This is a genomic window from Amycolatopsis sp. NPDC114504, from assembly GCF_055633595.1.
The window spans coordinates 823,510-833,985 of sequence record NZ_JBVKDU010000005.1 but is presented as its reverse complement, the minus strand read 5'-3'; the positions used below and the strand labels follow the sequence as shown (position 1 = coordinate 833,985).

The 10,476-nt window shown below is 72.6% G+C and carries 11 protein-coding genes; 7 read left to right on the top strand and 4 right to left on the bottom strand.

All coding sequences use genetic code 11. The features are described 5' to 3' along the window. Window positions 1-2 precede the first annotated feature (2 nt). The 3 genes from panD to ACZ7PG_RS40005 all read left to right on the top strand — a co-directional run bounded on the left by panD (window position 3) and on the right by ACZ7PG_RS40005 (window position 1,757). The gene (gene panD, locus ACZ7PG_RS40015; protein WP_470244397.1) at window positions 3-413 is read left to right on the top strand and encodes an aspartate 1-decarboxylase; all 411 of its coding nucleotides are present in this window, start codon (window positions 3-5) and stop codon (window positions 411-413) included. A 97-nt stretch (window positions 414-510) separates the two neighbouring features. Continuing rightward, window positions 511-1,536, top strand: coding sequence for an ABC transporter substrate-binding protein (locus tag ACZ7PG_RS40010; protein WP_470244396.1), 1,026 nt, complete (start codon window positions 511-513; stop codon window positions 1,534-1,536). Between the two features lie 11 nt (window positions 1,537-1,547). Then, window positions 1,548-1,757 (top strand): MbtH family protein, encoded by a 210-nt coding sequence (locus ACZ7PG_RS40005; RefSeq protein WP_470244395.1) that lies wholly within the window; start codon window positions 1,548-1,550, stop codon window positions 1,755-1,757. 170 nt (window positions 1,758-1,927) lie between these two features. On the opposite strand, the gene ACZ7PG_RS40000 is transcribed toward ACZ7PG_RS40005, so the two are convergent. From ACZ7PG_RS40000 to ACZ7PG_RS39990, 3 genes are read right to left on the bottom strand one after another with little or no spacing between them, the layout of a single operon-like run. Then, window positions 1,928-3,679 (bottom strand): ABC transporter ATP-binding protein, encoded by a 1,752-nt coding sequence (locus ACZ7PG_RS40000; RefSeq protein ID WP_470244394.1) that lies wholly within the window; start codon window positions 3,677-3,679, stop codon window positions 1,928-1,930. Further along, window positions 3,676-5,346, bottom strand: coding sequence for an ABC transporter ATP-binding protein (locus tag ACZ7PG_RS39995; RefSeq protein ID WP_470244393.1), 1,671 nt, complete (start codon window positions 5,344-5,346; stop codon window positions 3,676-3,678). The genes ACZ7PG_RS40000 and ACZ7PG_RS39995 overlap by 4 nt, the downstream gene beginning before the upstream one ends. Window positions 5,347-5,400: 54 nt before the next feature. Beyond that, a complete protein-coding gene (locus tag ACZ7PG_RS39990) occupies window positions 5,401-6,261 on the bottom strand; it encodes a DMT family protein (RefSeq protein ID WP_470244392.1) in 861 nt (286 codons plus the stop codon). Between the two features lie 44 nt (window positions 6,262-6,305). Between ACZ7PG_RS39990 and ACZ7PG_RS39985 the strand changes: the two genes are divergently transcribed. Both ACZ7PG_RS39985 and srmL read left to right on the top strand, forming a co-directional pair. Continuing rightward, window positions 6,306-6,818 carry a DinB family protein gene (locus ACZ7PG_RS39985; protein WP_470244391.1) on the top strand — a complete coding sequence of 171 codons (513 nt, stop codon included), beginning with the start codon at window positions 6,306-6,308 and terminating at the stop codon, window positions 6,816-6,818. Window positions 6,819-7,088: 270 nt separating this feature from the next. Further along, window positions 7,089-8,210 carry a PheS-related mystery ligase SrmL gene (gene srmL, locus ACZ7PG_RS39980; protein ID WP_470244390.1) on the top strand — a complete coding sequence of 374 codons (1,122 nt, stop codon included), beginning with the start codon at window positions 7,089-7,091 and terminating at the stop codon, window positions 8,208-8,210. Here the strand turns inward: srmL and ACZ7PG_RS39975 are convergent. Then, a complete protein-coding gene (locus ACZ7PG_RS39975) occupies window positions 8,166-8,735 on the bottom strand; it encodes a TetR/AcrR family transcriptional regulator (RefSeq protein WP_470244389.1) in 570 nt (189 codons plus the stop codon). The genes srmL and ACZ7PG_RS39975 overlap by 45 nt on opposite strands. Before the next feature lie 48 nt (window positions 8,736-8,783). Between ACZ7PG_RS39975 and ACZ7PG_RS39970 the strand changes: the two genes are divergently transcribed. Together ACZ7PG_RS39970 and ACZ7PG_RS39965 are read left to right on the top strand one after the other, a co-directional pair. Then, window positions 8,784-9,746 carry a zinc-dependent alcohol dehydrogenase family protein gene (locus ACZ7PG_RS39970; RefSeq protein WP_470244388.1) on the top strand — a complete coding sequence of 321 codons (963 nt, stop codon included), beginning with the start codon at window positions 8,784-8,786 and terminating at the stop codon, window positions 9,744-9,746. A 16-nt stretch (window positions 9,747-9,762) separates the two neighbouring features. Beyond that, on the top strand, window positions 9,763-10,473 hold the full coding sequence (locus ACZ7PG_RS39965) for an MBL fold metallo-hydrolase (protein WP_470244387.1): 711 nt from the start codon (window positions 9,763-9,765) through the stop codon (window positions 10,471-10,473). Window positions 10,474-10,476: the final 3 nt, after the last annotated feature.

Below are 10,476 nucleotides of genomic sequence, written 5' to 3'. Positions count from 1 at the left end.
ACGTGCACCGCACCCTGATGAACGCCAAGATCCACCGCGCCACCGTGACGCAGGCCGACCTGCACTACGTGGGTTCGCTGACGATCGACGCGGACCTGATGGCCGCCGCGGACATCGTCGAGGGCGAACGCGTGCAGGTCGTCGACATCACCAACGGCGCCCGCCTGGAGACCTACGCCATCACCGGCGAACCGGGCACCGGCGTGATCGGTGTCAACGGTGCCGCCGCGCACCTCGTGCACCCCGGTGACCTGGTCATCATCATCACTTACGCCCAGGTCGACGAGGCCGAGCGCGCGCGGCACCGGCCGCGCGTGGTGCACGTGGACGCGGACAACTGCCAGGTCCACCTGGGACACGACCCGGCCGAGCCGGTGCCCGGCGCGGAGGCCCAGTTGTCCGGCCGGAGCTGACGTGCGTGGGCGTGGACACAGGACGGTTGCGGTGGTTGCTTTTGGCAGGCTGCCCTAAATAAGGTGTGCCTATCCTAAAGTCAGGCGAGAGGTTCTCATGTCCGTGTTTCAAGGTGGGCCCGGGTTCGGCCGGCGTGGTTTCCTGATCGGGGCGGGTGGCCTCGCGGCGACCGCGGTCCTCACCGCGTGCGGCAGCAGTGACGACAAGGCCGCCCCGGCGGCCTCGGGCCCGTGGGAGTTCACCGACGACCGCGGCCAGAAGGCGTCTCGCGACCAGCGTCCGACCCGTGTCGTGGCCTACGCCAGCTCGGCCGCCGCGCTGTGGGACTACGGCGTCCACCCGCTCGGCGTGTTCGGCCCGCAGAAGACGGCCGACGGCGCCAAGGAGATCCAGGCCGGCAACATCGACCTGAACGCCGTCACGTCGATCGGCAACGCCTGGGACGACTTCAGCATGGAGAAGTTCGCGGCGCTCAAGCCGGACCTGGTCGTCACCGGCCTGACCGGCACCAAGCCGACCGACCTGTGGGTGCTGAAGGACGACCTCGGCCCGAAGGTGCAGGCGATCGCGCCGATCGTCGCGATCTCGGAGTACAAGGTCACGCTGCCCAAGGTGATCGAGCGCTTCGAGCAGCTCGCCGTCGCGCTGGGCGGTGACGCGAACTCCGCCGCGATCAAGAAGGGCAAGGACGACTTCCGGAAGGCGTCCGACGACCTGAAGGCGGCCATCAAGGCCAAGCCGGGCCTCAAGGTGCTCGTGGTGTCCAGCGACAAGGACAACCTCTACGTCTGCAAGCCGGAGTTCTTCGCGGACCTGGCCTACTACCGCGAGCTCGGCCTGGACATCGTCGACGGCGCCGGCTCGGACGACTACTTCGAGACGCTCAGCTGGGAGCAGGCCGGCAAGTACCCGGCCGACCTGATCCTGTCCGACAGCCGCACGTACGCGCTGTCGCGCGCGCAGCTGGCGGCGATCCCGACGTGGGCGCAGCTGCCCGCGGTGAAGGCGAACCAGCTCGCCGACTGGTCCACCGAACCGCGGTTCAACCCGGTCCTCGCGACCCCGGTCCTGCAGAAGCTGACCGAGGTCGTCAAGGGCGCCCGCACGGACATCACCGCCTGAGGAGGCCTCGCATGACCAACCCGTTCGAAGACCCGTCCGGTACGTACCTGGTGCTGGTGAACGCGGAGAACCAGCACAGCCTGTGGCCGGAGTTCGTCGAGGTCCCGGCCGGCTGGACGGTCGCCTTCGGCCCGTCCGGCCGCCAGGAGTGCCTGGACTACGTGGAAGCGAACTGGACGGACATGCGGCCCAAGTCCCTGGCCGACGCCATGGACAACTGACCCTTCTCGAACACGACACGCCGGGAGCCGATCAGGCTCCCGGCGTGTCGTCCATCTGCGTACGAGTGTCGTCCGCTCAAGTACGCGTGTCGTCCGTTCGAGCACGGGTCCCGGTGGCGATTGCGAGTACCTGGACGGACGACACGCGTACCTGGGTGGACGACACGGGGTCAGGCGCGCTGGCCTGACCAGGCCGCCCAGAGCTTCGCGTACTGGCCGCCCGCCGCGACGAGGTCGTCGTGCGTGCCCGACTCGACCACCGCGCCCGCGTCGAGGACCACGATCCGGTCCGACGCCGCCGCCTGGGTCAGCCGGTGGGCCACCACCAGCGCCGTCCGTCCTTCGAGGGCGGCCGCGGCCGCCGACTCCAGGACCCGTGAACCGGCGCTGCCGGCCTCCGCCGTGGCCTCGTCGAGGATCGCGATCGGCGGGTCGGCCAGCACCAGCCGGACCAGGGCGAGCTGCTGCGCCTGGGTCACCGTCAGCTGGTGACCGCCTTCGCCGACCACCGTCGCCAGGCCGTCGGGCAGACTGTCCATCCAGGACAGTGCGCCCACCTTCGCCAGCGCCGCCCGCAGGTCCGCGTCGGACGCCGACGGGTGCGCGAGGCGGAGGTCTTCGGCCAGCGGTCCCGCGAAGACGTGGACCTCCTGGCTGATCAGCGCGACGGTCCGGCGCGTGGCTTCCGGGCCGAGCTCGTCCAGGGGAACCCCGCCGAGCGTCACCGAACCCGAGGACGGGCGGTGGATCCCGGCGATGAGCTTGGCCAGCGTCGTCTTCCCGGCTCCGCTCGCCCCGACCAGCGCCACCCGCTCGCCGGGCGCGACGGCGAGGTCGACGTCGCGCAGCACCGGGTGACCGTCCACATAGGAGAAACCGGTCGCCGCCGTCTTCACCGACGCGTCCACCGGCCGCGCCGGCTGCGAAGGCGACGCCTCGGCGGGCAGGTCGGCGACGCCGATCAGCCGCGCGAGGCCGGCCGCGGCTGCCTGCGCGTCGTCGACCAGGGCGAGCGCCGTCGTGATCGGGCCGAAGAGGCTGTGGAAGTACAGTGCCGCGGCCGTCGCGACGCCGACCGTCACCGCGTTCGCGCCGACCAGCAGAAACCCGACGGCCAGCACGGCGGACAGGCCGACGAACTCCGCCAGGTTGAGCCGCGCGTAGAACCGCGTCACCAGCCGGATCCCGCGCAGCGCCAGGTCGACGGCCGTGTCGGACCGCTGCCGCACCCGGTCGAGGTGCGTGTCCGCCAGCCGGAACGCGCGGACGGTCTTCGCGCCGCCGATGGTGTCCAGCAGCTGCTGCTGTTGCGCGCCGACGGCCTCGCGCTGGCTCGCGTACAGCGGCTTCGCGCGCGGCACGTACCAGCGCACCGTCCACAGCTGGATCGGCACGGCGACCAGCGCGGCCAGCAGGAACCGCCAGTCCAGCACGGCCAGCGCGCCGAGGGTCAGCACGACCGTCAGCACCGAGCGGCCCAGCTCGGGCAGCGCCTGCCGGACGCCTTCCGCGACGACCGAGACGTCGTTCGTCACGCGCGTGGTCAGGTCGCCGGACCCGGCGCGCTCGAGCTGGTCGAGCGGCAGCCCGAGCGCGCGCTCGACGAAGCGTTCGCGCAGCTCGGCCAGGATCGTCTCGCCGAGCCGCGCCACCAGCGACACGCCGATCGCGGTCGCGATGGCCTGCCCGATGGCGACGCCGACCAGCTCGACGACCGGCGTGACCAGGTCGGCCGCCGGCCGCCGCGTCGCGACGAGGTCGACGACCCGGCCGAGCAGGGGCGCGGTGAGCAGCCCGATCGCGGTGGCCGCGACCAGCATCGTGAACGCGGCGGCGGCGCGGCCCTTCGACCGGCCGACGAGCTCGCCGACGACGGCACGGATCCGGCGGCCGTCGGCCACGGGGAGGAGTTCACGGGTCATGACAGCACCGCCGCCCGGTAGTCGGCGCGACCGGCCAGCTCGGCGTGGCTGCCTTCGCCCGCGATCCGCCCGTCGTCCAAGAGGACGACGCGGTCGGTCGCGGCGAGCAGCGCCGGGCTGGTGGTCACGAGGATGGTCGTGCGGCCGCGCCGCAGCTCGGCCAGGCCCGCGGCGATGCGGGCCTCGGTGACGGTGTCGACGGCGGTCGTCGGGTCGTGCAGGACGAGCACCGGCGCGTCGACGGCGAGGGCGCGGGCGAGCGCGACCCGCTGACGCTGGCCGCCCGACAGCGACCGCCCGCGTTCGGTGACTTCGGTCGCGACGCCGTCGGGCAGCGCGCCGGCCACCTCGTCGACGGCGGCCGCGGTGAGCGCTTCTTCGCTGAGCGGCCCGGTTTCGAAGTTCTCGGCGACGGTCCCGGCGAACAGGTCCGCGTCGTGCGCGGCGACCAGCACCACCTCGCGGACCCGGCTCGGGTCCACAGTGGACAGATCGACCGCGTCGACCGACACCGAGCCGGTCGCGGGGTCGGCCGCGCGGCCGAGGCAGTCCAGGAGGTCGGTCGCGGCGGCCGGGTCGGTGGCGACGACGCCGAGCAGCTCTCCCGGGCGGGCTTCGAAGTCGACGTCGCGCAGCGCGCCCCGGCCGAGCGCGGAAAGCCGCACGTGCCCGGCGGCCGGCTTCGGCAGCGTGGCCTCGCCGGTGCCGACGGCGGGCGGTGCGTTCAGCACGTCGGCGATGCGCGCGGCCGACGCGCGGCCCTGCGCGAGCTCGCCGTTGACCCACGAGAAGATCGAGAACGGCGTGATCAGGTACTGCGCCAGGCCGACCGCGGCGACGAGGTCGCCGACGCTGATGTCGCCCGCCGCCGCGAGGTTCCCGCCGACGAGCGCGACGACGGCGATGAAGATGCCGGTCAGCGCGAGCAGTGCGCCGTTGTGCCAGGCCTGGGCGCGTGCGGCGCGCAGGGTGGCGTGCAGCGAATCCTGGCTGGTGCGGCGGTAGCGGTCGACGGCGGCGCGTTCGGCCCCGACGCCCTTGAGCACGCGCAGGCCCGCGACGAGGTCGGTGGCGATGCCGGAGGCGAAGGCGGAGCGCTCCTGCTCGGCCTCGCTGCGGCGCTCGAGGGGCTTGCCGATCAGGTGCGCCAGGTACAGCATCGGCGGCGTGCCGAGCAGCACCAGCAGGCCGAGCGGGACGCTCATGGTGAGCAGCACGATCGCGCTGACCAGCAATCCGGCGAGGCCGGCGACGCCGAAGGGCAGGACGCCGTTGAGCTGGCCGACCCGCTTCGCGTCCGACGTCCCGATGCTGACGAGCTCGCCCGCGAGGTTGCCGGCCTCGGCGCCACCGCCGGGGTGCAGCACCCGGCGTCCGACGTCGAGGCGCAGGTCGTGGGCGGCGCGTTCGGCGGCGCGCTCGCCGAACCGGGCACCGAGGCGGTAGCTGGTGGACAGCGCGGCGAACAGCACGCCCAGCACCGCCAGCCAGAAGAGCAGCGTTCCCACCGAGCCGCCCGCGACGGCCTGGTCGATCACCACGCCGATCACCACCGGCACCAGCGCTTCGCCGCCCTGGTGGCCCGCCGTCAGCAGCGCCGCGAGGGTCACCGATCGTCGTTGCCCGGTGATCGAACGGCGGAGGACTTCCCGTCCGGTCGTGCTCACCCGCGCCTCCCTGTCCTGGTCGTGGGATAGGTAAGGCTAGTCTAAGTAAACAAGTTACGGGAACACGGTCGGCTTCGTCTCATTTCCCTCGGTCGCCGGTTCTCCGAAGCGGGCCAGCGCGAGCGCGGCGGCCACGGCGAGGACGAACCCGGCGAGCGCGACGACGGCGAACCCGGGCCGGGTGCGGTCGCCGAGGACGAAGACGCCGACCAGCGACGGGAAGACGGTTTCGCCGAGCACCATCATCGCGGTGCTCGTGGTGACGCTCCCGCGTTGCAACGCCGTCGCGTAGAACAGCATCGCCATCCCGCCCGCGACGGCCACGGTGTAGGTGGCCGGGTCGGTGAGCAGATCCAGCGGGGCGAGGCTGGGGATGATCCGCCCGGAGATGGCGACAACCCCGAAGCTGAGCCCGGCGACGAGCCCGAGCGCGGGTGTCCTGATGTGCCTGCTCGCCTTCCCGGCGGCGATCCCGGCGGCCGCCAGCACGACGACGGCCCCGATCAGCCCGAGCCGGAAGCCGAGCCCGACCGGGTCGGAGCCCTCGCTCTCGGCGGCCGCGCCGAGCAGCCCGAGCCCGGCGCACACGACGGCGACGGCCGCCCATTCCCGTTTGCCGAGGCGGATCCCGAGGAACCGCGCGGCGACGGCGGTCACGGCGAGGCTCGCGGCGAGCGCGGCCTGCACGACGAACAGCGGCAGGACGTGCAGGGCGGCGATCTGCGCGACGAAGCCGAGAACGTCCAGCACCAGGCCCAGCACGAACTTCCACTGGCCGAGGACGCGAACGAGCAGCTTCGGATCGACCCCGGCCGCACCGGAGTCTTCGGTCGCCCGCGCGGCGACCGACTGCATGACCGAAGCCACGCCGTACGCGATTGCGGCGCCGAGGGCGCAGAGGAGTCCCCACCACATGCCGATCACTCTATTTTGTCGGACCGGTGCGGTACGTTCCGGTCATGTCGAACACGAGTTCGAAGACGCATCGGTCCTGGCCGGCCCCACTGGCCGGCGACGAGCTGCGCCTCCAGCTGGACTTCCTGCAGTTCCTGCGCGCGACGGCGGTCAACAAGCTGGCGGGGTTGCCGGCGGACTTGGCGGCGGCCACCCCGTTCTCGACGTCGCCGCGGTTGAGCGCGCTGGGGGTGGTGAAGCACCTGACGGCGGTGGAGCGCTGGTGGTTGTCGATCGAGGCCGGGGGAGCGGACCTGCCGTCGCTGTGGGCGGGATCCCCGGACCCGAGCTGGGACGTGGGTCCGGACGACACCCCGGCTTCGGTGGTGGCGGCGTACAAGGCCGAGTGGGCACGGTCGGAGAAGTCGTTGCGCCGGCTGGGCCCGGACGACCGGACCCGCCGGCGGTCGGAGTTCACGGTCCGATGGGTGGTGGGGCATGTCGTGCAGGAGACGGCCCGGCACGTGGGGCATCTGGATCTGCTGCGGGAGCTGGCCGACGGGGAGGTGGGCGAGTGAAAAATCCGCGTGACACGGCCCGATAACCTGGGTCCGTGGCCGTCGTTGCGGAGTACCGCCGATTTACCGGCCCCCTGGCCCTGTGCGGGTGCCAGCGGGGTTCCGGTGCCATGTCCGTGGTCGGCGCTGTCTGAGCGTTGCCCGCGCGGTTCGGTCTGCACCACCGCAGCCGAGCCACGACCAAGCCGCAACGAACCTCGCCTGGTGTCCGGGCCAGGGGGAGCCGTCACCCCTCACCCCTCACCCCGTTCACCCCCGGAAGGTCCCGTCATGCCCGAAACGCTCACCCCCACCCAGCTCACCCGCGACCTCGCCATCCGCGATCTCACCGACCCCGCGGCCGGCCCGCACGCCCTCCAGCTCGTTGTCGAGCGGGCCGTCGCCGCCGCCAAGGGGCCGCGGACCGAAGTCCGGTGGTGGCCGGGCGATCGCATCGTCACCGTCGCCGACAACTACGACAACCTCGGCTACGACCCCGCCGACGTCACCCGCGACGCGCGCTACACCCGCTACGTCGACGCCGGTCACGTGCTGCGCAGCCATTCCAGCGCCCTGGTGCCCGCCGCCCTGCGGGCGCTCAAAGCCTGCCCCGCCGATGACGTCCTGCTCGTCTGCCCGGGCATCGTCTACCGGCGGGACAGCATCGACCGGCTGCACACCGGCACTCCGCACCAGCTCGACCTCTGGCGGATCACGCGGACGAACAAGCCGGACCTCGAGCGGCTCGTGGAAGGACTCGCCACCGCGCTCCTGCCGGGACGCCGGTGGCGGCTCGAACCCCGCCGTCATCCGTACACAGTGGACGGTGCCCAGCTCGACGTCCGCCACCACGGCGAGTGGGTCGAGATCGCCGAATGCGGCCTCGCCCACCCCGACGTCCTCGCGAGGGCCGGCCTCGAAGAGAGCTGGTCCGGGCTCGCCCTCGGCATGGGCCTCGACCGGATGCTGATGCTGCTCAAGGACATCCCGGACATCCGCCTCCTGCGGTCACCGCACCCGGCCGTCGCGGCGCAGCTCGGCGACCTTGAGCCGTACCGTCCGGTCTCGACCCTCCCGCCGGTGCGGCGCGACCTCTCCATCGCGGTGGCGCACGACGACCGCGCCGAGGACCTCGGCGACCGCGTCCGCACCGCCCTCGGGGACGACGCCGACGTCGTCGAGTCGGTCGAGATCCTCCAGGAGACGCCGTGTGCTGACCTGCCGCCTCAGGCAGTGGCCCGGCTCGGCGCCACCGCGGACCAGAAGAACCTCCTGGTCCGGCTGGTGCTGCGCCCGCTGGACACGACCCTGTCGGACCGCGAGGCGAACGTCCTGCGCGACCGCGCGTACGCCGCCTTGCACCAGGGGTCAGGTTCGCAGCCCGCGGAGCGCGAGCGCGGCGAAGCGTCGTGACGCGAGGACACGCGCCTCCGGTGACGCCGCCTGGATGCCGCCGTTGGCCATGAGGATGAGGACGAGGTCGTCGAGGACGACGTCGGGGCGCACGTGGCCGGCGTCCTGTGCGCGGCGGATCAGCTCGGCGATCGACCGCAACGCCCGTTGGCGCTCCGCGGCGAAGTCGATCGCGTGCGGGAACGCCGACACGAAGGCCGCGGTGAAGCCCCGGTCGCGGGCGTGCAGCTCGCAGAGCCGCTCGACCATCCGGGCGAAGCCGCGCCCCGGGTCGGGATCGGCCAGCCCCTCGTCGACGAGGGCGTAGCACGCCCGCATCTGGTCCGTGAACGCCGCAGTGACAAGCAGTTCCTTGGTCGGGAACCGCCGGTACAGGGTGGCCGGCCCGACGCCGGCGCGCCGGGCGATCTCGCGCATCGGCACGTCCAGGCCGTCGGCGGCGAACACCGCGCGGGCCGCGTCGAGGATGCGCTCGCGGTTGTCGCGGGCGTCGGACCGCAGCAGGTGAGGCAAGTGATCGGCCACGCTCTCACTTTAGCCAACCGGACGCCGGCGTCCACTACCGTCGGACGCATGAAAGCAGTTGCGGTGCAAGCGTTCGGCGGTCCCGAAGGGCTGACGGTCATCGACCTCCCGGTCCCGGAACCCGCCGGAGGACAGGTGCTCGTCGCCACCGAGGCGATCGGCGTGGGCGGCGTCGACGCCGTGATCCGCAGCGGCGCCCTCGCCGCGTACGGGTTCCGGGACGGGCACGTCCTCGGCGGCGAGATCGCGGGCACGGTGACCGCGATCGGGCCAGGCGTCGACCCGAACTGGCTCGGGCAGCGGGTGTGGGCCTTCACCGGCGTGGGCGGGGGTTACGCCGAGCAGGCGGTCGCCCCGGCCGAGACGCTCGTCCCGCTCCCGGCGGCGACGTCCGCGGTGGACGCGGTGACGCTCGGCAGCTCCGGCGCCGTGGCCCACTTCGGCCTCCGCCACGCCCACTTCGCCCCGGGCGAGTCGGTGCTGGTCCGCGGGGCGGCGGGCGGCATCGGGATCATGGCGGTCCAGCTCGCGGCCCGGTCCGGCGCCGGCGCGATCGCGGTCACGACGTCGTCGCCCGAGCGCGCCGACCGCCTGCGCGAGCTCGGCGCGACCCGCGTGCTGGACCGCGCCGGCGAGGGGACGGCGGACACCTACGACGTCATCCTCGACGTCGTCGCGGGCCCGGGGCTGCCGTCGTTCTTCGCCAAGCTGAGCCCGAACGGCCGCCTGGTGGCGGTCGGCGCGGTCGCCGGCGACCCACCGGCCGACTTCGGCAAACAGCTGTTCGCGTCGTTCCAGCAGTCATGGTCGTTCGCGACGTTCAGCGCGAACACCGTGCCCCAAGCCGACCGGCGCGCGGTCACCGCGGAGCTGTTCGCCGCGGCGAACAGGGGCGAGCTGACCTCGGTGGTGCACGAGGTGCTGCCGCTGGAGGAAGCGGTGGTGGCGCACCGGAAGATGCAGGCCGGCGAGGTGTTCGGGAGGATCGTGCTGACTCCGTCGAAAAGCTGACCCGTAGGGTGTGGCCATGGCAGATCGGCTCTACTTCCGGCAGCTGCTCGCCGGGCGGGACTTCGCCGTCGGCGATCCCGTCGCGACGCAGATGGTGAACTTCGCCTACCTCATCGGCGACCGGGACACCCAGGACGCGGTGGTCGTCGACCCGGCCTACGCCGTGCAGGACCTGCTCGATGTCCTCGAGGCCGATGGCATGCGGCTCACCGGTGTGCTCGCCACGCACCACCACCCCGACCACGTCGGGGGCGCGATGATGGGCTTCGAGCTGCCCGGGATCGCCGAGCTGCTCGCGATCAAGCCCGTGCCGATCCACGTCAACGGCGCCGAAAGCGAATGGGTCCGGCGCGTCACCGGGGTGTCGGACACCGATCTGCGCGCGCACGACCACGACGACGTCCTCGAGGTCGGGGCGATCCCGGTGCGGATGCTGCACACCCCCGGTCACACGCCCGGCAGCCAGTGCTTCCTCGTCGAGGACAAGCTCGTCTCCGGCGACACGCTCTTCCTGGAAGGCTGCGGCCGCACCGACTTCCCCGGCGGCGACGCCGAGGAGATCTACCGCAGCCTGCAGGCCCTCGCCGGCCTCGACGGCGACCCCGTCGTCTACCCCGGGCACCAGTACTCGGCCGAACCGTCGGCCGCGCTGTCCGACGTCAAACGCACCAACTTCGTCTACCGGCCGCGGTCGCTGGACGAATGGAAGGTCATGTTCGGCGGCTGAGCA